This is a genomic window from Bradyrhizobium sp. (genome assembly GCF_030654605.1).
Lineage (GTDB): Bacteria > Pseudomonadota > Alphaproteobacteria > Rhizobiales > Xanthobacteraceae > Bradyrhizobium.
In genome coordinates this window covers 15,076-34,673 of sequence record NZ_JAURXB010000294.1, presented here as the reverse complement: position 1 = coordinate 34,673, position 19,598 = coordinate 15,076, and the positions used below count along the sequence as shown (strand labels likewise).

Here is a 19,598-nt window from a genome sequence, read left to right as displayed (position 1 = left end):
AAGCGTAATCCTGCCGACCATTTCGCGGTCAAAAGTCAGCCGCGGGCCCGCTCGCCCCCCGCACAGGATAGCTTCCTTGCTGCTGTTGCGCTACTCGCAGCTAGCGCTGCAACCCCGCAAAGCCGCAGGCACTCCCCTGATGCAGCCAATCCGTTGAACGTCCCCAGCGCCTGCCGCGACCAAAGCATTGACCCGGCATGCCCGGAACGCAACGCCTCGCGCCGCGTCAAAAATGGCTGGCCGCGTGACCAATGGATGGATGTGCGTAAAATGGCCGCGAGTTTCATGAAACACCGTTGGAATGCGACGCTGGCTGCCGCCGCGGCGCTGGCGGTCCCGGCCACCGGGATCACCCTCGGCCACGCCGGAGAGGAAGGCATCGACAAGGCCAGGGCGGCCGCGTTCGATGTCAGGATGTTCAGCAAGCCGCCGGGCAAGAAGGCCTATGCCTGCTTCGTGCGCCGCTATGACCCCGACCACCTGGCGCGTCACCCCCTGCAGCAGGTCAACGCGATGAAGCTGCTGGTCACCGCCGAGACCCCGCCGGAAGAGAAGATCACCAATTATTCGTTCCGGCTCGGCCTGAAGTATCGCCATCGATCGGGCGATTTCGACTCCAGCGGCTCCTGCAATCACTTCGTGCCCGAAGACGATGGACATGAAATACGCCTCGGCTGCGGCGTCGATTGCGACGGTGGCGGGCTCAATGTTGCGATGTCGAAGGACGAAAAATCCGCGATCGTCCGGGTCGAGCGGGTGCGGATCTGGCAGAACAGCAAGCCAGACGAGGAACTCAGCGACGCATTGGTCGGCGGCGCCGACGACAAGGTGTTCCGGCTCGACCGCGCCGACATCCGCGAATGTGCCACGCTGGTGACCGACCGCAAGGAACTGGCGGAGATCAGGCGCAAACGATAGGCTCGCTGCAGATCCCGTTCAGCAACCCAGGGAGAGTGCCATGCATCGACGCAGCATCTTGTGGGGCGCGGTTTCGGCCTTTGGCGCGGCCTTCGCCGCATCGCGCGCCGGCGCGGCCACCGACGCCGCACCCGCCGCCAAATTGAAAGTGGTCTATCATCTCAACGACCTCGACAAGGTCTCGTTCGTGCTCGGCAATATCCAGAATCATTTCGACGGCGTCGGCGGTCCCGACCACGTCACCATCGCGCTGGTGATTCACGGCCAGGCGCTGCGGTCGTTTCACCTGAGCGCCGCGAACCCGGATATCGCCCGGCGCGTCGCTCAATTTTCCAGGGCCGGGGTCGAACTCGCCGCCTGCGGCAACACCATGAAATCGCAGAAGGTCGAGCTGAAGGATTTGCTTCCGGGCCTGGTCGGTGTCGAGCAGGGCGGCGTGGTCCGGATCGCGGAATTGCAGTCGCAGGGTTATCTCTATCTGCGGCCGTAAAGGTCCGTAACGCCCGGCTCCTGGAAGTTGATATAGCGCAATCCCGGTTCTCTTGCCGTGTGCCAGCCTGCACTCAGGCAATCTCGCTGGAATTTTTCGCCTGCCCGCCAGCGAGGATCCGGACGTCCTGCACCAGGTGAAATGACCGACAACCCGCTCACCCCCTCGCGCGCGAGTACCACACAGCGGCTGCCTGCTCGCGCATTTCGCCTTGGCCGTCGTCTCAAGCTGACGAGCCTCGAAGCCGCAGACCTCAATCAAGCCGAAGCCGTCGCGACGTCGCCACTGATATTGCGCCTGCGCGATGGAGGCTCTGCCGCGCTGTTGCCCTATGGTACCGTCGTCCTCATTGGGGTTTCGCAGGGCGAGGAAGAGGCTTTCCTGCAAAAGCTGGGCGATCGCGTCGAAGGCCGGTTGGACGCGCCGGTCATCGTGACATCGGAGATCGAGATCGGAGCGAGCGACAAGATCTCGGGGGATGTCATTACCGTCCGGAACCTGTCACCTCCGCGCCTCGTCGTCGTAGTCGATGCGCTTGCCAAGAATGTCGCACTCGCCTCTGAGGAAGAAGAGGTCAGGAATCTCATCGAGGTGCTCGAACCTTTTGCCAGCGACCTCGCCAATACCGGCCGGCTGCCGTGGCAGCGGAAACGGATGCTGCGCACTGTCGGACATGCGCTGCTGACCCATCATCGCCTTCTTGAACGGGTCGAAGTGGAAGAAAGACCCGAGTTGTCGCCGGATGATGGTGAAGTCGGGCAATTGCACGAACGACTGGCCGAAGCCTACCATTTCCGGAAGCGCGCCAAGGCGCTGTCGCGCAAGCTCGACGCCATCGAGGTGATGATGGCTGCGCTCACCGAACTGATCGACGCGCAGCGAGGGATTCGGCTGGAAACCATGATCGTGCTCCTGATCATGCTCGAAATCTCGGTCTACCTGTACGACCTTTTCTTGCGCCCTGGCTAAATTCCGCGTCATACCGCTGTCGTCGCCCAAAAAGCGGTTCAATCGCCCTCCAGAAACCGGGATCGCCACTAAACCGCCACGTCCCGGAGGGATCGATAGGGTGTGAATGGCGTTAGCCTCGGGGGATCCGCATAGTCCCCTCCCCAGCGTTGCCCAACCACTTGTTGACAACCCGGCCCCTCGCCAGAAAAGGTGCCGGGAACCCGCAGCAAACCCAGCTCGAACAGAACAAGGCATCATGAATCCCGTCAAAGCACTCGAAAACCACGGCCAGGCGGTCTGGCTGGATTTCCTGGCCCGCGGCTTCGTCGCCAGGGGCGACCTGAAGCGGCTGATCGACACCGACGGCGTCAAGGGCGTTACGTCGAATCCGTCGATCTTCGAGAAGGCGATCGGCAGTTCGGACGAATATGACGGCGCCATCGGGAACGCCCTGGAAAAGGGCGATCGCCCGGTTGCCGAATTGTTCGAGCATCTGGCGATCGAGGACATCCAGAACGCGGCGGACGTGCTGCGCCCGGTCTATGACCAGTTGAGGGGCGAGGACGGCTTTGTCAGTTTGGAGGTCTCGCCCTATCTGGCGATGGATTCCAAAGGCACCGTCGCCGAGGCCGAGCGGCTCTGGAAGGACGTCGGTCGCAAGAACCTGATGGTCAAGGTGCCGGCGACGCCGGAAGGCCTGCCCGCGATCCAGCAGCTGATCGGCGCGGGCATCAGTATCAACATCACGCTGCTGTTCTCGCAGAAAGTCTATGTGCAGGTCGCCGAGGCCTATCTCGCGGGCCTGGAAAAACTCGTCAAGAGCGGCGGCGATCCCTCACGCGTCGCCAGCGTCGCCTCTTTCTTCGTCAGCCGCATCGACAGCGCGGTCGACAAGGAGCTCGATGAGAAGATCGCAAAGGCAAATGACCCGACCGAAAAGGCGCGCCTGAGCGCGCTCAAGGGCAAGGTCGCCATCGCCAACGCCAAGATGGCCTACCAGGAATACAAGCGGCTGTTTTCCGGCGCGCGCTGGGACAAACTTGCCGCCAAGGGCGCCAAACCGCAGCGGCTGCTGTGGGCCTCGACCGGCACCAAGAACAAGGACTACAGCGATGTGCTCTATGTCGAGGAGCTGATCGGTCCCAACACCATCAACACGGTGCCGCCGGCGACGCTCGACGCCTTCCGCGACCACGGCACGCCGCGCGACAGCCTCGAGGAAAACATCGAGGACGCCAGGCACGTTCTCGTCGAACTCGAGAAGTCCGGCATCTCGCTCGATGCCATCGCCGCCGAACTGGTCAGGGACGGCGTCAGGCTGTTCGCCGACGCCGCCGACAAGCTCTACGGCGCGGTCGCGCACAAGCGCGCCAGCGTGCTCGGCGCAGGCATCGACCGCCAGCAGTTGAAGCTCGGCGGCACCATCGTCAGCGCGGTCGAGAAGGCCACCGAGGAATGGCGCGCGTCGGCCAAAATCCGCCGGCTCTGGCAACACGACAAATCGGTCTGGAGCGGGAGCGACGAACACAAATGGCTGGGCTGGCTCAACAGCGCCGAGGCCGCCGACATCGCCGACTACGAGGATTATGCGCAGCGCGTGAAAGGACAAAACTTCACCGACGCCGTGGTGCTCGGCATGGGTGGATCGAGTCTCGGGCCGGAGGTTCTGGCGGAGACATTTGCCAAGCAGCCCGGCTTTCCGAGACTGCATGTGCTTGATTCAACCGATCCCGCGCAGGTTCGCACCCTGCAAGGCTCGGTCAACCTCGCCAATACCGTGTTCATCGTCTCCAGCAAATCCGGCGGCACCACCGAGCCCAACGCGATGAAGGATTACTTCTTCGCGCGAGTCTCCGAGACCATCGGCGCCGACAAGGCCGGCCATCGCTTTATCGCGGTGACCGATCCCGGCTCGTCGCTGGAGAAGGTTGCGACCAAACAAGGCTTTGCCCGTATCTTCCATGGCGATCCCAGCATCGGCGGACGCTACTCCGTGCTGTCGCCGTTCGGACTGGTGCCGGCGGCAACCGCGGGCATCGATGTCCGCACCCTGATCAAGCATACGCTCGCCATGGTTCGCTCCTGCGGACCCGACGTGCCGCCGCACGAAAATCCCGGCGTGCAGCTTGGCCTGGCCCTGGGGCTGGCGGGGCTCGAAGGCCGAGACAAGGTCACCATCCTCTCATCCGCAAAGGTCGCCGATTTCGGCGCCTGGGCCGAGCAGCTGATCGCCGAATCCACAGGCAAGGAAGGCAAGGGCCTGATCCCGATCGACGGCGAGCCGCTCGGCGATCCCGCGGCTTACGGCCGCGACCGCTTCTTCATCGACATCCGGACCGAAGGTGAAGACGACACGGCGCATGACGAAAAGCTGTCCGCACTTGAAGCGGCCGGGCATCCGGTGGTCCGCATCGTCATGAAATCGATCGACCATATCGGCCAGGAATTTTTCCGGTTCGAGATGGCGACGGCGGTGGCGGGTGCCGTGCTCGGCATCAATCCGTTCAACCAGCCCGACGTCGAGGACGCCAAGATCAAGACGCGCGAGCTGACCACGGCGTTCGAGAAGACAGGCAAACTGCCTGCGGAAAAGCCTGTCATGTCCACCGCCGGGGCCGATCTCTACACCGACGACAGAAATGCCGCGGAGCTGCGCAAGGCCGGCGCCGATGGCGATCTCGGCTCCTGGCTCAAAGCCCATCTCGCCCGCGCCGGCGCGGACGATTATGTCGCGCTGCTGGCCTATATCGAACGCGATGCTGATCATATCGGCAGCCTGCAAACCATGCGGCTCGCGGTTCGCGACAAACGCCATGTCGCAACCTGCGCCGAATTCGGCCCGCGCTTCCTGCATTCCACCGGACAGGCCTACAAGGGCGGCCCCGACAGCGGCGTCTTCCTGCAGATCACCGCCGATGACGGCAAGGATCTCGCGGTGCCCGGCCAGAAGGCCAGCTTCGGCGTGATCAAGGCGGCGCAGGCCCGCGGCGATTTCGACGTGCTGACCGAGCGCGGCCGGCGTGCATTGCGCGTGCATCTCAAGGGCGATCTCGCATCGGGACTGAAGATGCTCGATGCTGCGATCACCGAGGCCTTGAACTAAGGGTATTCCCCATGCAGCTCGGAATGATCGGCTTGGGGCGGATGGGCGGCAACATCGTCCGCCGGCTGATGAAGCACGGCCATTCGGCGGTCGTTTATGACAAGGATCCCAAGGCCGTTGCCGCGCTCGCGGCCGAGGGCGCAGCGGGCGGGAGTTCGCTACAGGATTTTGTCTCCAGGCTGGAGCGGCCGCGCACTGCCTGGGTGATGCTGCCCGCGGGCGGGATCACCCAGGCGACCATCGACGAGCTGACAAAGTGGATGGAGAGCGGCGACGTCATCATCGACGGCGGCAACAGCTTTTGGCAGGACGACGTCCGCCGCGGCAAGGCGCTGAGGGAGCGCGGCCTCCATTATGTGGATGTCGGCACCTCTGGCGGCGTCTGGGGCATCGAGCGCGGCTATTGCATGATGATCGGCGGCGACAAGGCGGTGGTCGACCGCCTCGACCCGATTTTTGCGAGCCTGGCGCCGGGCATTGGCGATATTCCGCGAACCGACGGACGCGAAGGACGCGACGCCCGAATCGAGCAGGGCTATATTCACGCCGGCCCGGTCGGGTCAGGCCATTTCGTCAAGATGATCCATAACGGCATCGAATACGGCCTGATGCAGGCCTATGCCGAGGGCTTCGACATCCTGCGCAATGCCAATATCGACGCGCTGCCCGCCGAGCATCGATTCGATCTTGATATCGCTGACATTGCCGAGGTCTGGCGGCGCGGCAGCGTGATCCCGTCATGGCTGCTCGACCTCACGGCTTCGGCGCTGGCCAGGAATCCAACGCTGGAGAGCTATTCGGGATATGTCGATGATTCCGGCGAGGGCCGCTGGACCGTCAACGCCGCCATCGACGAGGCGGTCCCGGCGGAGGTGCTGACCGCGGCCCTGTTCGCGCGGTTTCGCTCGCGCAAGCAGCATACCTTCGCCGAAAAAATTCTTTCCGCAATGCGCGACGGTTTTGGCGGCCACAAGGAGCCGCAGCAGCATGCGGCGCCGGTACAGCAGAACGCGCCCGACATCGTCAAGCCGAAGGCGTAACCGCCGATGCCTTCCGATCAGCCCGCCTGGAAAAAGCCCGAACCCTGTTCCTTCGTTATCTTCGGCGCGTCAGGCGATCTCGCCCACCGGCTGGTGATCCCCGCGCTGTATAATCTGGCGGCCACCGGACTGTTGCCCGACAAATTCTGCGTGGTCGGCATCACCCGCAAGACGACGTCGAATGAAGCGTTGCGCGACAGCCTGATGAAGGGCCTGCGCGAATTCGCCACCCGCCCGGTGGAAGATGAAACCGCCGAACGACTCCTCAATTGCGTCACCTGCATAGCCGCCGATCCCGGCGAACCGGCCTCGTTCGACCGCATGGAGGCGCAGCTCGATGAACTCGAGGCGATCAGGCAGACCGGCGGCAATCGCCTGTTCTATCTGGCCACGCCGCCCGATGCGTTTGCGCCGATCGCCCGCCAACTCGGACGAACCGGCATGTTGAGCCAGCCGAACGGCACGTGGCGGCGGCTGGTGATCGAAAAGCCGTTCGGCACCGATTTGGCCTCGGCCAAGGCGCTGAACGCCGAACTGCTCGGCATTGTCGACGAACACCAGATCTACCGGATCGACCATTATCTCGGCAAGGAGACGGTGCAGAACATCCTGGTGCTGCGCTTTGCCAACGGCATGTTCGAGCCGATCTGGAATCGCAATCACATCGACCATGTGCAGATCACGGTCGACGAAAAGCTCGACGTCGGCCACCGCGGCGGCTTCTACGATGCGACCGGCGCGCTGCGCGACATGGTGCCGAACCATCTGTTCCAGCTGCTGTCGCTGGTCGCGATGGAGCCTCCGATCCGGTTCGATGCGCATTCGGTACGCGCGGAGAAGGCCGACGTGCTGGCGGCGATCCAGGTTCCGAGCGAGAGCGAGGCCCTTCGGAATTCCGTGCGCGGCCAGTACCGGGCCGGCAGGGTCGACGATGTCGAGATCGGGGACTATCGCAGCACCGGGGAAGTCGATCCCGGCAGCACCACCGAAACCTATGCTGCGCTGAAGCTCACCATCGACAACTGGCGCTGGGCGGGCGTTCCCTTCTACCTGCGCACCGGCAAGGCGCTCGGCGTCAAACGCACCGAAGTGGCAATCAAGTTCAAGCAGGCGCCGTTTGCGATGTTCAGCTGCACCCCGGTGGAGACGCTGGCGCAGAACTACCTCGTGATCGGCGTGGCGCCGACCGAGGGCATCGCGCTGCAATTCAACACCAAGGTGCCCGGGCCCGCGATCCGGATCGACGGCGTCGAGATGAAGTTCCGCTACAAGGATTACTTCAAGGCGGAGCCGAGCACCGGTTATGAGACGCTGATCTATGACTGCATGATCGGCGACAACATCCTGTTTCAGCGCGCCGACAGCGTCGAAGCCGGCTGGAAGGCGGTGCAACCGTTCCTGGATGTCTGGAAGAAGGCCGGCGCCGACGGCCTGCTCGGCTACGAGGCCGGCAGCGAGGGTCCCGCCGAGGCCAACACGCTGCTGACCCGTGACGGCCGCAGCTGGCGAAAGCTCGGTTAGATGATGCCCTGCGCGCTGATCGTGATGGGCGTATCCGGCTCCGGCAAGAGCACCATCGGCGAAGCGCTGGCCGAACGCCTGGGCTGGACTTTCGAAGATGGCGACAGGTTTCATCCCCCCGGCAACGTTGCCAGGATGAGCGCCGGCCATGCCCTGACCGATGAGGACCGCTGGCCCTGGCTGCAGGCGATTGCCGACGAGATCGACCGGGTCTGCCAGGCTGGCGGACGCGCGGTGATCGCCTGTTCCGCACTGAAGCGGGCCTATCGCGAGGTTCTCGTGCATGGCCGTGACGATGTCAGGATCGTCTTCCTCGACGGTACCCAGGATCTGATCGCCGGCCGGCTTGCCGCGCGCAAGGGTCATTTCATGCCGCCGGGCCTGCTGGCCAGTCAGTTCAAAACGCTGGAGCCGCCGGCCGGCAACGAAAATCCCGTCACCGTATCGATCGATGCCACGATTGAGGCCATCGTCGAAGACATCGTGCGCCAGCTCAGGCCTGGCACCAGCAGGAGCCGGCCATGACCCGCATCGCGCTCGTTGTTTCCGATGTCGATGGCACGCTGGTGAACAGGGAGAAAATCCTGACCGATGCCGCGAGGGGCGCGGTCCGCCGGCTCGGCGATGCCGGTATCGGCTTCACCGTCGTCTCCAGCCGTCCGACCGTCGGGATGCGGTTTCTGATCGAGCCGCTGGAGATCACGCTGCCGGTCGGGTCGTTCAACGGCAGCTCCATCGTCGACTCGCAGCTGAACCCGATCGAGCAGCACCTGATCCCGGCGGCCACGGCGCAAATCAGCCTCGACGTGTTGAACGAGTTCGGCGTCGATATCTGGCTGTTCACCAACGATCGCTGGCTGACCCGCAACGGCGACGGCGAGTATGTCCCGAACGAAATGCGGGCGATCCGGGCGGAGCCGGCCGTCGTGGCGGATTTTTCGCCTTACCTGACCGTCGCCTGCAAGATCGTCGGCTCCAGCAGCAACGCGGCGTTGTTGCAGCGCTGTGAAGCTACGTTGCAGGAGACCCTTGGCGGGCGAGCCACCGCGGTGCGGTCGCAAAGCTATTATCTCGATGTCACCCCGCCGGGCTGCGACAAGGGCACCTTTGTCCAGGCCATGGCGAAGCGCCAGGGTATTCCGACCGACGCGGTCGCCACCATCGGCGATATGGAAAACGATCTGGCGATGTTCAGGACGAGCGGCCTCTCCTTCGCGATGGGCAACGCTGCCGACGACATCAAGAACATGGCGACGCGTGTCACGGCCTCGAACGAGGACGAGGGCTTCGCTAAGGCGATTGAGATCATCCTGAAGAATGGTGAAACGAGTTGAGCGATGGCGGCAGTTAAGCAATGCTTCGCGCCACTCGCTCAACATGTCGTCCCGGCGAACGCCGGGACCCATACACCGTGACGGTTCGTTAAGGCGTTGTGGCAGATACCTTTGGCTACAATAGATGACCGGGGTTATGGGTCCCGGCGTTCGCCGGGACGACGAGAGAGTTGCCTCCGCCCGCGATCAGACCGCGCTCCGACGTCCGGCGACGAGGCTGTAGACGAACAGCACGATGATGGCGCCGACGACGGCACCGATCAGGCCCGCACCCTCGCCGGGGCCATACCATCCGAGCGCTTGCCCCAGGTAGCCCGCGACGAACGCGCCGACGATTCCGAGGATCGTGGTGAGAATGAACCCTGAGGGCTCGTTGTCACCCGGCATGAGGAACTTGGCGATCACGCCGGCGACAAAACCAATGATGATGGTCCACAAGATACCCATCTCGATACTTCCTTCCTGATTGAGGTGACGACGGTGCGTTGGTGTTAGTCGTTGGGTAGCCGGCCGCCGGGCGTATACTTGTCCACGGCCGCCGGAAGCTCGCGGGAAAGCCGCGCCAGAATCTCGTCCTGCGAAAGGCCGGTCTGCTGCTCCAGGGCGGCCAGCACGTCGGTCCCGATCGCCTGCTTCAGTTGCGGCGGTGCCACTTCCTTGTTCGGACCGTTGTTGACCCAGGATTCGGCGGTCTCGCCCTGGCCGCTCTGCTTGAACTTCTCGAGCAACTCGCCGATGCCGCCGTTCAGCAGGCCACCGACTCCGGCGCCGCCCAGCATGCCGCCGAGGTTGCCCAACAGGCCGCCCAGCGGAGAATCCGGGGCGCCGCCGCCGGGGCCCGCCTTGTTGGCTCCGGCCCCGTTCAGCATCTCCGCCAGCTTGTCCCGGTTCTGGTACCCGGCGATCGCGAGCAGTCCCAGCAGCGCAGTCATGGAGGGCAATCCGCGTTTCATCTTCGTCTCCCATGCAATTGTCGTCGGCAACGCTCACGGTTCCGTTCGGTTCCAGATGCGGCTTGAATCAAAAATGTCCAAAACAACCCCATGCACAGAAAGCAAGTGCTTACGGCATCAGCGCTTTTTGGTACCGGCCGGCTCGCCGACAAACACTACTATTGTACCTTTTTTGATGCTAGCACCCAGCAACGCCACGTCCCAGTTGGTCAGCCTGATACAGCCGTGGGATTCGGACTTGCTGACCTTGGAAGGGTTGGGGGTGCCGTGAATGCCATAGCCCTCCGCTGACAGCCCGATCCAGTACGACCCGGCCGGGTTGTTCGGGCCGGGCTTGATGGTGAACGCCTTGGTGGATTTCACGCCCTTGAATTTGTAGTCGGGATTGTAGCGATAGTTCGGATTGGCATCGGCGGAGACGACCTTGAGGCTACCCGCCGGGGTCGGCTTCTCTTCGCTTCCGACCGTCGCCGGAAAGAATGCCACGAGGGCGCCCGCGGCGTCGAACGCCCTCCCTGTTTGAGCTGTCTTGTCGACTTCGATGCGGCCGATCGCCAACTTGGCCGGCTTGTTCAGCACGTTGGCCACGAAAATGGCTTCGCCTGTTTTGTCGAACTTCTTGCCGGGATTGAGGGCCGCGAGCAGTTCCTCGCTCATATGGAATTTCTCCGCCAGAGCCTCGCGCGGACTGGTGTAGCCCAATGCCTTGAGGTCTTTCATGTCGTCCATTTTGGCCGGCAGCTTTTCCAGGAACGGCCCCTTCACATCCTTGTCCGAGATCTTGTACTCGACGATAACGGCATCTTCGCCAGTGCCGGCGAGCGCCTTCCAGATCTCGGGATTGGGCAGTTTGTCGGAGGCGAGGCCTTTCGCCTCGGCGAAGGCCTTCAGGGCTTTCTGGGCATTTTCACCGAGCTTGCCGTCGATCTCGCCGGGCGAAAATCTGGCACGGTCAAGCAGCACCTGGATCTTGACGACTGCCGCATCCATTCGGTCATCGGCGGCACGCTTGGCAGCATACTCGGCGCCGTTGATGGCCGCAGCGTCAAGGCTGGCGGCAGCGGCGGGAAACAGCAGCCAGCCCCACAAGATGGTGGCGAGAAATAAGCGGATCAATCCGACGGCCTCCGGCAAAGGTTCGCCTAACCAAGAAGCGTGGAGCTATCGGGTTCCGCCGCCACCGACGGATTCGTCGCCGTGCTTCCGGAGCGCAAGCCGGGAAGCGACGATCCGCCCAAGGCGCCCCCATAAATCGAGGTTCGTGTGCGCGGCTCGATGTCCGCTATCCTGCGAATTGCAGACTCAAACCGGACATCGCCTCTGGTCCGAAAAGTGCACGAACTCTTGGGAGGAGTGTTCAGCTTAACAGACTAATATCAGCCATTAAATCAGCTCCGCGGATTGGCGGGATGAGACCGAGCTTCACCGCAGAACCTCCGACGACGACCCTCGGTCGGATCGGGTTTGCCAATTCGGCGACCCGTTCAACAATTTCATTCACACCATTGTATTGCGCTGGGAGGGCCACGGAGATCAAAAGAAGTTTGGTCCGTGTTGTTTTGATGCGCTTCAGTAGGTGCGCCGCATCGTATTGCTTGTCGAGGATTGTGGCTACTTTGCCTTTGCTTGCCAACCAAAGAGCAATTATGCGCAGTCCGAGCGTGTGTACATTTCCGGGGGCGTTCATCAATAGGATTGCGCCATCGGACGTTGAGTTGAGAGGCGTGCTAAGTTTTATCTTGGTCGAAACCAGATCAATTACCTGTTCGCAAAAGGCTGTAAAACTATGCTCTTGCTCGACACTGAGGACACCTTTCTTCCAGTCCTCACCGACCTGATAAAGCATCGGTGCCAGCATTCCGATTAGAATATCGACTGGTCTGAGGCCAGTGCTGGCTGCATCGTCTATAACCTTCGCGGCTGCCGCCAGATTGTTTTCTAAACCAGCGGTCCAGAGCTTGCGCTGGACCGCCTTCAGCAAAAGCGGACGGGTTAAATCAACGTCACCGTGCTCCAAAGTTGCCGCGTGGCATTCTGGGCATGCCCCATGCGAAATAGCAAAATTGTCATAGTCGGGGACTTCACCCAAGAATTGCTGACAATAGGAGCACCACTTCAGCATCGCTGCCCGTCTTTCCGCGCCGCGTACCGAGTTTGCCTCGAACTAGCGCTGCTCGCTGAATACCTACGCGCATCTACAGACTTAGGCCATCACAGTTCGTGAAATTCCCCTACTTCTTCCGATGCTCCGATCTTCTCAGAGGATACGACATTTTGCTCTTGGGTTACGAGCGTGAGGATGAACGCAGTCAAATCGGAGCCTGACATACGCATCGGGTCAAACCCATCAGCAAGCCCGTACTTCCCGCAAAGCGCTTGAAACAACTCGCTCTTACCCGCGTAGCCCATGGACCAAGCGCCGAACAGGCGTTCGCCCACCGGCTTCATTTCAGTTAGGACGATGTCACTGTGCCGTGGGTCACCATTAATGCGAACAAAAGTCTGAGTTACGGCAGCGTGGTCACCCTCAAGCACTTGCCCGAAAAATTGACGATTAAAAATGAGGCCGCCGGTTATTCCCTTCCCTGAGTTTGAACGAATTGCGGTGGCGAGTATCTGCTTCAAATCATCAGCCACTCCAGACCGCGCGCTGATATTGTACTTGCTGTAGTAGACGAGGCGGCACAACTGCATGGCGATGCTCCGAGATGACCGTTTACCCGCGCTGACACTCACCGCTAATGCGGAAGCAGTCGTTAAATAGACGAACGGTAAAACTACGGAGAGAAGGAAGGCGCGCAGTCACAAGACCATCTAGATTGCGCTTTCGGTAAGGCAGTGAACGAGCGACTTCCGAGATGGGTCATTCGTGTCGCTTTTAATATCTGCAGCATGTCCGCTATCCGGCCTATCCCGGGCCGGCAATTTGGCGTTGCGATCACCGAAATGAGTGTGAGCCATTCGGATTTGGCTACGCGCTTATGAGTCCGCGCTCTACGTCGCCCGCTGCACCGCCGGCTTCTCCGCCGGTCTCTTGGCGGCGTTGAGATTCTGCGCGGTATTGATCAGCGCGATATGGGTCAGCGCCTGCGGAAAATTGCCGGTCTGGCGGCGTTCGCCTGAATCATACTCTTCCGCCAGCAGCCCGAGGTCGTTCGCGATCCCGACCACCCGGTCGAACAGCGCCTGCGCCTTGTCGAACTCGCCAGCAAGCACATGGGCATCCGCGAGCCAGAGGCTGCAGGCGAGAAAGGCACCCTCGATCGGCTGCTTTTCATTCGACACCTCGCGGGGATCGTGGCGCAGCACGAACCCGTCTTGCATCAGATGCTGTTCAACCGCCGCGATGGTACCGCGAATCCGCGAGTCCGATGCCGGCAGGAAGCCCACCGCAGGCAGCAACATCAGGCTGGCATCGAGTGTTTCTGAACCGTAAAATTCGACGAAGGTGTTCTGCGTGGCATCAAAACCCTTCTCGCAGACATCGCGGCAGATCGTATCGCGCAGGCTCCGCCAGCGAGCGAGCGGCGCCTTGAAGCCGAATTTTTCGGCGCTCTTGATGCCGCGATCGAACGCCACCCACGTCATTACTTTCGAGAAGACGTAATGTCTGGCAGCGCCGCGGCGCTCCCAGATGCCGTGATCCGGCTGGTCCCATACCTTTTCCAGATGTTCGAGCACCGCACATTCCAGCGCCCACGTGCCGTCATCGAGTTTCAGTTCGGCCACGCGCCACTGATGAACCGCGTCGATCAGTTCGCCGTAGACGTCGAGCTGCAGCTGCGCATGCGCGGCGTTGCCGACCCGGACCGGCTTCGCGCCCTGATAGCCGGGCAACCACGACGCCTCCCATTCCAGCAGGCGGCGCTGGCCCATGATGCCGTACATGATCTGCATGTTGGCAGGCGCGCCGGCCGCGGCCCGCAGCAGCCAGTTGTGCCAGGCGGAGGCTTCCGCGGTGTAGCCCGAATTCATCAGCGCCAGCAGGGTAAAGGTGGCGTCGCGCAGCCAGCAAAAGCGGTAGTCCCAGTTGCGCTGGCCGCCGAGCTTTTCCGGCAGCGAGGTGGTCGGCGCCGCCACGATGCCGCCGGTCGGCGCATAGGTCAGCGCCTTCAGCGTGATCAGCGACCGCATCACCAGGTCGCGGTGAACGCCTTCATAGGTACAGTGGCTGCACCACTCGATCCAGAACTCCCCGGTGTCCTGCAAGGCCTGCGCCGGATCGATCGGCGCCGGGATCGGCAGATGCGACGGCCCATAAGTGAGCACGAAGGGGATCGTCTCGCCCTCGCGGACCTCGAAGTCGGCCACCGTCGTCATGTCCTGGCCACGCGTCGCCACCGGCGTTCGCAGCACCGTCATGTCCGGCCCAGCAATCGCCAGCAGCGCGCCGTCTCCGGTGCGCTTGACCCAGGGAATATCGGCGCCGAAGCCGAAGCGGATCACCAGCTCCATGCCGAGTTTCACTTGGCCGCTGACGCCGCGCACCAATCTGACCACGTCCGAAGCATTACCGCGCGGCGGCATGCACATCCTTGTCCGAGATCTTGTACTCGACGATAACGGCATCTTCGCCGGTCGCGGCGAGCGCCTTCCAGATCTCGGGATTGGGCAGTTTGTCGGAGGCGAGGCCTTTCGCCTCGGCGAAGGTCTTCAGGGCTTTCTGGGCATTTTCACCGAGCTTGCCGTCGATCTCGCCGGGCGAAAATCTGGCACGGTCGAGCCAGACCTGGATCTTGACGACGGCGGCATCGATCCGGTCATCGGCGGCACGCTTGGCAGCATACTCGGCGCCGTTGATGGCCGCAGCGTCGAGGCTGGCAGCAGCGGCGGGAAACAGCAGCCAGCCCCACAGGATGGTGGCGAGGAATAAGCGGATCAATTCGGCGGCCTCCGGCAAAGGTTCGCCTAACCAAGCAGCCTGGGGCTCGCGGGTTCCGCCGCCGCGCGCGGATTCGTCGTCGTGCTTCCGGAGCGCAAACCCGGAGTCGGCGATCCGCCCAGGGCGAGTGCTCGTAAACCGAAGTTCGTGTGCGCGGCTCGACGTCCGCTATCCTGCGAATTGCAGACTCAAATCGGGCCTCGCCTCTGGTCCGAAAAGTGCCAACTGCAGACCTCGGCCCTCCGGTGCGGGATGTCCGATCTACCCCGATATCCGACATCTTCAGGCTACACGCTCAGGTCCGCTTCGTGCCAGCAAGCAACATCCGCGGGTTTCTAGACTTGCCTAGTCCCCGAAAGGATTGCCATCACGGATCGAGCAGCTTTCGCCTGATGCAGTCATCGACTCGTTCGTATGCATGACCCCGTCGATGCCCCTACGCTTCATTGCTCCTCCTTCGCGACCGAACGTTACTGCGACCGTGCATTTGGAAAAGCTAGAGTCGAAGGTCGCAACCCATTGGCGCGCACCTTGCGCGAAGGCGGTATGGCCGATGAGCCGGTTGCCGCTAAACCTTATCCCCGTTGCTTCTCCACCCTTGTTGCGCGTCGTATCAGGCGCATTATCGGTTTGCTTTTTGCCACGTTTATTCGACCGCGATGCACGTTCGAACAAACGCCCACCCGAACTGACGTACACCGTACGACTCACGGCTGAGGAGACGAAATTTTTCTGCCCTTGGCCGTCTGCTCGAACGATCTGGACAGACCAGTTGATCTGTATCGTTTTATTGTAAAGCTGTCGCGGAGCGTTGGCGAAGGCAGGAAACGCTAGGGCACCGACAGCTGCAGCAACCAGCCCTGCTCCAAGGAACAGATGTCGAAAAATGAATGGCATCTTGGGGGAGCCCTCCTGATCCAGGATTCGTCAAATGACTTATGAACTGTCTTGGTATTCTTGGATTTCGGGCTCGCTGCAAGGTATACGCGCAATCGCACAGTCGCTGACACCTCATTAGGCTTCGAACTACATCTCGCCCGATGTCTCAGTTGGGCCAGACTCGGACCTGACGGCCCCAAAACGAGGCTTCTGCTCTACCCCGGTCAACGGACATCGTTAGACCGGCTCGGCTGGTCCGTTTCGTGCCAACAAACGACGTGCGCTACTTTGCAAGGTAGCGGCGATCTGCGTATGGAAAACCATTCAGCTGGCAGTCTCTAGATTCATCATAATGATAGTAGGCACGCACTTCTGCAATTTGGCCCTGCGTGATGACGTACCATTCGGTTCCTCGAAATATCAGCCGGTCGCCGGTTGACGGCTGCGTGTAAGCGCAACTCCATTCACTGACTACCTCGTTGCCGCTTGCAAGTGTATGGTCAATTTTCCAAGTTGGTTGATACACTTGTTTGAATTTCCGCCAATATCTGGCCAAGTGGTCAGACCCTCTGATGGGTCGATGGACCTGAGGCAGGAAATAGTGAACTACGTCGTCCTCCAAGGTGCTTTTCAAGTGCTCGATATCGCCCGTATTGCAGCCATCGAAGTACTTGAGAACCAATTTGACATTCGCCTCCGGTGACATATCGATCTCCGCATCGGACAAGGCTGCAGCATCCGTAACTCAGTATGGCATGCCGCTCGATTGTCATGCAACTCAAACTACCGCTCAGGGTCATTCGTGTCGCTTTTAATATCTGCGCCTTGTCGAACTCGCCGGCAAGCTCATGGGCATCCGCGAGCCAGAGGCTGCAGGCGAGAAAGGCACCCTCGATCGGCTGCATTTCATTCGACACCTCGCGGGGATCGTGGCGCAGCACGAACCCGTCTTGCATCAGATGCTGTTCGACCGCCGCGATGCTGCCGCGAATCCGCGAGTCCGACGCCGGCAGGAAGCCCACCGCCGGCAGCAACAGCAGGCCGGCATCGAGTGTTTCTGAACCGTAAAATTCGACGAAGGTGTTGTGCGTCGTGTCAAAACCCTTCTCGCAGACATCGCGGCAAATCGTATCGCGCAGGCTCCGCCAGCGATCGAGCGGCGCCTTGAAGCCGAATTTTTCGGCGCTCTTGATGCCGCGATCGAACGCGACCCACGTCATCACTTTCGAGAATACGTAATGTCTGGCGGCGCCGCGCCGCTCCCAGATGCCGTGATCCGGCTGATCCCATACCTTTTCCAGATGTTCGAGCACCGCGCATTCCAGGTCCCACGTGCCGTCATCGAGCTTCAGTTCGGCCATCCGCGATTGATGAAACGCGTCGATCAGTTCGCCGGGGCCGCGGTCTCGCAATCGCCGATCAACCCGTAATCTTCGATCCGGCAGGACAAATCATTTCACCAGCTAGAAACTCAGCCCGCCGCCCGCGACCGTTCCGCCGTCGCGCGCTTGAGCGCGGCGACATCGATCGCGGAGGCCAGAGCGTCGATCGTCAGCGGCAGCCGCTGTCGCCAGTTCGGATGCTCGTTGACGGTGCCGGGAATGTTGGGCTGCTCGACCACGCCCAGCAGATCCTCCAGCGAGATCGCCAGCAGGCGGGATCTGGTTCGCGCCAGAAAGCCCGCCACCGCATAGAGGTCGTGATCTTCGATGGCATGATGGCGCAGCATGTCGCTCAGCATGTGCAGGGCATGCCACCTCGCATCGTCGCTCTCGCCGGGATCGATCCCGATCGAGCGTTTCAGCTTGAGATCGCTGAACGAGCGCCAGCCGGCATAGGTCGACAGATCATGGGTGTTGAAGGTGACCAGCGCATTGGCGGCATAGTGGTCGACGCCGCGAAACGAGCCCGTGTCGTCGCGCTCGAACATCATCACCTGGTACGACCAGATGCCCCACCCCGCCATCTGCTCGCGAAATCCCTCCGGCACGGTGCCGAGGTCTTCACCGATCACCACGCAGCGATGTCTCACGCTTTCCTGCGCGGTGACGGCCAGCAGCGGCTCGAACGGCATTTGCACATAGACGCCGTTGTCGGCGGCAAAACCGTGCGGCACCAGGTAAAGCCGCTTCAGGCCGAGCACATGATCGAGCCTGATCGCGCCGGCATGGCGCATCGAGGCGCGCAGCATCTCGCGATAGGGCTCGAACGACTGCAGTTCGAGGCCGGCAGCGTTGAAGCCGGCGAGGCCCCAGTTCTGGCCCGCGGTGTTGAGCGGATCCGGCGGCGCGCCGACCGAGAGATGGCGCGAGATCGCCGATTGCTCATTCCAGGCGTCGAACCCGTCGCACTGCACCCCGACGGCGACGTCGAGGTAAAGCCCGACCTTCATGCCGAGCGAAGCCGCGAGCTCCTTGCAGGCCAGCAACTGCCGGTCGGCTGTCCATTGCACGAATTCGACGAATTCGATTTCCAGGGCATCCTCCCCCTGACACAGGGACGCGCATGTGGCCTCGTCCGGCTGGCGCCATTGTTCGGGCCATTCCCACCACGGCTTGCCGAATTTGTGCCGCAGCACCTCGAAACAGGCGAACCGCGGCAGCAACGGCGCGCGCTCGGCGCGGAAGTTCTCGAAATCCTGCTTGCGCTCTCCTTTGGGGTTGGCCTTGAACGTATCGAAAGCGAAACGCAGCGCGCGCCATTTCAGCTCGGCAACGCCTGCATAATTGACGGTATCGCCCGCTCTCAGCCCCGCGACCGCGCCCTTGCTCTCGAACGCGCGCTGATATCCCGGCAGCTTTTCGACATCGACATAGAGCGGGTTCAGGAACAGCCGGCTGTTCGGCGAATAGGGACTGCAATCGCCCGGGCGGTCGTCGAACAGGGCATGCAGCGGATTGAGGCCGACGCCGTCGGCGCCGAGACTGGCGGCCAGTTCGATCAATCCTTCGAGGTCGGTGAAATCCCCGATCCCCCAGTTGCGCGCCGACCGGACGCCGTAGAGCTGCACGGCCAACAGCCAGCAGCGGTCGAAATCGCCTGCGAAAGCCCGGGGCGGCGCCACGATCAAAGGTGCTTGCTCGGCGAAGCCGGACGCGTCGGCCAGATGCAATCGCCAGGAGCCGACAGGCAGATCCGGCCAGACGATGGCGCGATCATGGGCCTCGCCATCGGCGATAACCCTATCTCCCGTCACGATTTTCCAGCGCAGCGGGAATGCGGCGGCCGGTCTGAGTTCGGTCCGGGAGGGGTGACCCGACCGCACCACCACCGCCTGATCCAGAAACCGGCAGGGCGTGCGCACCGGCAGGGCATCGAGGATGATTTGCAGCGCGTCTGCGTCCGTCACATGGCGGTGACCCTGACCATCGATATATTCGGTCTGAATCCCCAGCTCTCTGGCTCTGGTGAGAAGGTCCATTCGGCACAGGGTTTGCACGCGACAACCCGAGATGTCGCGAAATTCTCTAGATGTCGGAAGAGGATAGCCGTGGTTAACTCTCTGCCATCCCCGCCGTTCCCCGGGA

The 19,598-nt window shown here is 62.0% G+C and carries 18 protein-coding genes and 1 pseudogene; 8 read left to right on the top strand and 11 right to left on the bottom strand.

Translation table 11 applies throughout. The features are described from left to right. Window positions 1-285: 285 nt before the first annotated feature. From Q7U29_RS26680 to Q7U29_RS26645, 8 genes are all read left to right on the top strand, one after another. Entirely contained in the window at window positions 286-918 is a 633-nt protein-coding gene (locus Q7U29_RS26680) for a hypothetical protein (RefSeq protein WP_304746457.1), read from the top strand. Window positions 919-958: 40 nt separating this feature from the next. Continuing rightward, a complete protein-coding gene (locus Q7U29_RS26675) occupies window positions 959-1,408 on the top strand; it encodes a DsrE family protein (protein ID WP_304746455.1) in 450 nt (149 codons plus the stop codon). A gap of 141 nt (window positions 1,409-1,549) precedes the next feature. Beyond that, window positions 1,550-2,377, top strand: a complete 828-nt coding sequence (locus Q7U29_RS26670; protein ID WP_304746453.1) for an RMD1 family protein — start codon at window positions 1,550-1,552, stop codon at window positions 2,375-2,377. Window positions 2,378-2,615: 238 nt separating this feature from the next. Further along, window positions 2,616-5,462, top strand: a complete 2,847-nt coding sequence (locus tag Q7U29_RS26665) for a bifunctional transaldolase/phosoglucose isomerase (RefSeq protein WP_304746451.1) — start codon at window positions 2,616-2,618, stop codon at window positions 5,460-5,462. 11 nt (window positions 5,463-5,473) lie between these two features. After that, entirely contained in the window at window positions 5,474-6,502 is a 1,029-nt protein-coding gene (gnd, locus tag Q7U29_RS26660; RefSeq protein WP_304746449.1) for a phosphogluconate dehydrogenase (NAD(+)-dependent, decarboxylating), read from the top strand. 6 nt (window positions 6,503-6,508) lie between these two features. After that, a complete protein-coding gene (gene zwf / locus Q7U29_RS26655) occupies window positions 6,509-8,023 on the top strand; it encodes a glucose-6-phosphate dehydrogenase (protein WP_304746447.1) in 1,515 nt (504 codons plus the stop codon). Beyond that, window positions 8,024-8,548, top strand: coding sequence for a gluconokinase (locus Q7U29_RS26650; protein WP_304746445.1), 525 nt, complete (start codon window positions 8,024-8,026; stop codon window positions 8,546-8,548). Further along, a complete protein-coding gene (locus Q7U29_RS26645; protein WP_304746443.1) occupies window positions 8,545-9,357 on the top strand; it encodes a Cof-type HAD-IIB family hydrolase in 813 nt (270 codons plus the stop codon). Before Q7U29_RS26650 ends, Q7U29_RS26645 begins: the two co-directional genes overlap by 4 nt. A 186-nt stretch (window positions 9,358-9,543) precedes the next feature. On the opposite strand, the gene Q7U29_RS26640 is transcribed toward Q7U29_RS26645, so the two are convergent. The 11 genes and pseudogenes from Q7U29_RS26640 to malQ all read right to left on the bottom strand — a co-directional run bounded on the left by Q7U29_RS26640 (window position 9,544) and on the right by malQ (window position 19,492). Continuing rightward, window positions 9,544-9,804, bottom strand: a complete 261-nt coding sequence (locus tag Q7U29_RS26640) for a GlsB/YeaQ/YmgE family stress response membrane protein (protein ID WP_304746441.1) — start codon at window positions 9,802-9,804, stop codon at window positions 9,544-9,546. A gap of 44 nt (window positions 9,805-9,848) precedes the next feature. Further along, entirely contained in the window at window positions 9,849-10,310 is a 462-nt protein-coding gene (locus Q7U29_RS26635) for a YidB family protein (RefSeq protein WP_304746439.1), read from the bottom strand. Window positions 10,311-10,427: 117 nt separating this feature from the next. After that, a complete protein-coding gene (locus tag Q7U29_RS26630; RefSeq protein ID WP_304746437.1) occupies window positions 10,428-11,426 on the bottom strand; it encodes a L,D-transpeptidase in 999 nt (332 codons plus the stop codon). A gap of 241 nt (window positions 11,427-11,667) precedes the next feature. After that, the gene (locus tag Q7U29_RS26625; RefSeq protein ID WP_304746435.1) at window positions 11,668-12,432 is read right to left on the bottom strand and encodes a B12-binding domain-containing protein; all 765 of its coding nucleotides are present in this window, start codon (window positions 12,430-12,432) and stop codon (window positions 11,668-11,670) included. An 89-nt stretch (window positions 12,433-12,521) separates the two neighbouring features. Further along, window positions 12,522-13,004, bottom strand: a complete 483-nt coding sequence (locus Q7U29_RS26620; protein WP_304746433.1) for a BLUF domain-containing protein — start codon at window positions 13,002-13,004, stop codon at window positions 12,522-12,524. A gap of 300 nt (window positions 13,005-13,304) precedes the next feature. After that, window positions 13,305-14,837, bottom strand: a complete 1,533-nt coding sequence (locus tag Q7U29_RS26615) for a glycoside hydrolase family 15 protein (RefSeq protein WP_304746431.1) — start codon at window positions 14,835-14,837, stop codon at window positions 13,305-13,307. Continuing rightward, window positions 14,821-15,192, bottom strand: a complete 372-nt coding sequence (locus Q7U29_RS26610) for a peptidoglycan-binding protein (RefSeq protein WP_304746429.1) — start codon at window positions 15,190-15,192, stop codon at window positions 14,821-14,823. The genes Q7U29_RS26615 and Q7U29_RS26610 overlap by 17 nt, the downstream gene beginning before the upstream one ends. A 345-nt stretch (window positions 15,193-15,537) precedes the next feature. After that, on the bottom strand, window positions 15,538-16,089 hold the full coding sequence (locus Q7U29_RS26605) for a hypothetical protein (protein WP_304746427.1): 552 nt from the start codon (window positions 16,087-16,089) through the stop codon (window positions 15,538-15,540). 265 nt (window positions 16,090-16,354) lie between these two features. Next, window positions 16,355-16,777, bottom strand: coding sequence for a nuclear transport factor 2 family protein (locus Q7U29_RS27745; RefSeq protein ID WP_370691838.1), 423 nt, complete (start codon window positions 16,775-16,777; stop codon window positions 16,355-16,357). 106 nt (window positions 16,778-16,883) lie between these two features. Beyond that, window positions 16,884-17,465: pseudogene (locus Q7U29_RS26600) on the bottom strand (glycoside hydrolase family 15 protein); the annotation flags it as partial. A 77-nt stretch (window positions 17,466-17,542) separates the two neighbouring features. Next, window positions 17,543-19,492 carry a 4-alpha-glucanotransferase gene (gene malQ / locus Q7U29_RS26595; RefSeq protein WP_304746425.1) on the bottom strand — a complete coding sequence of 650 codons (1,950 nt, stop codon included), beginning with the start codon at window positions 19,490-19,492 and terminating at the stop codon, window positions 17,543-17,545. Between the last annotated feature and the right edge of the window lie 106 nt (window positions 19,493-19,598).

Excerpts from the sequence above, each read along its gene's own strand:
- Q7U29_RS26680 (WP_304746457.1), top strand. The coding sequence starts at position 286 with ATGAAACACCGTTGGAATGCGACGCTGGCTGCCGCCGCGGCGCTGGCG.
- Q7U29_RS26675 (WP_304746455.1), top strand. The coding sequence starts at position 959 with ATGCATCGACGCAGCATCTTGTGGGGCGCGGTTTCGGCCTTTGGCGCG.
- Q7U29_RS26670 (WP_304746453.1), top strand. The coding sequence starts at position 1,550 with ATGACCGACAACCCGCTCACCCCCTCGCGCGCGAGTACCACACAGCGG.
- Q7U29_RS26665 (WP_304746451.1), top strand. The coding sequence starts at position 2,616 with ATGAATCCCGTCAAAGCACTCGAAAACCACGGCCAGGCGGTCTGGCTG.
- gnd (WP_304746449.1), top strand. The coding sequence starts at position 5,474 with ATGCAGCTCGGAATGATCGGCTTGGGGCGGATGGGCGGCAACATCGTC.
- zwf (WP_304746447.1), top strand. The coding sequence starts at position 6,509 with ATGCCTTCCGATCAGCCCGCCTGGAAAAAGCCCGAACCCTGTTCCTTC.
- Q7U29_RS26650 (WP_304746445.1), top strand. The coding sequence starts at position 8,024 with ATGATGCCCTGCGCGCTGATCGTGATGGGCGTATCCGGCTCCGGCAAG.
- Q7U29_RS26645 (WP_304746443.1), top strand. The coding sequence starts at position 8,545 with ATGACCCGCATCGCGCTCGTTGTTTCCGATGTCGATGGCACGCTGGTG.
- Q7U29_RS26640 (WP_304746441.1), bottom strand. The coding sequence starts at position 9,804 with ATGGGTATCTTGTGGACCATCATCATTGGTTTTGTCGCCGGCGTGATC.
- Q7U29_RS26635 (WP_304746439.1), bottom strand. The coding sequence starts at position 10,310 with ATGAAACGCGGATTGCCCTCCATGACTGCGCTGCTGGGACTGCTCGCG.
- Q7U29_RS26625 (WP_304746435.1), bottom strand. The coding sequence starts at position 12,432 with ATGCTGAAGTGGTGCTCCTATTGTCAGCAATTCTTGGGTGAAGTCCCC.
- Q7U29_RS26620 (WP_304746433.1), bottom strand. The coding sequence starts at position 13,004 with ATGCAGTTGTGCCGCCTCGTCTACTACAGCAAGTACAATATCAGCGCG.
- Q7U29_RS26615 (WP_304746431.1), bottom strand. The coding sequence starts at position 14,837 with ATGCCGCCGCGCGGTAATGCTTCGGACGTGGTCAGATTGGTGCGCGGC.
- Q7U29_RS26605 (WP_304746427.1), bottom strand. The coding sequence starts at position 16,089 with ATGCCATTCATTTTTCGACATCTGTTCCTTGGAGCAGGGCTGGTTGCT.
- Q7U29_RS27745 (WP_370691838.1), bottom strand. The coding sequence starts at position 16,777 with ATGTCACCGGAGGCGAATGTCAAATTGGTTCTCAAGTACTTCGATGGC.
- malQ (WP_304746425.1), bottom strand. The coding sequence starts at position 19,492 with ATGGACCTTCTCACCAGAGCCAGAGAGCTGGGGATTCAGACCGAATAT.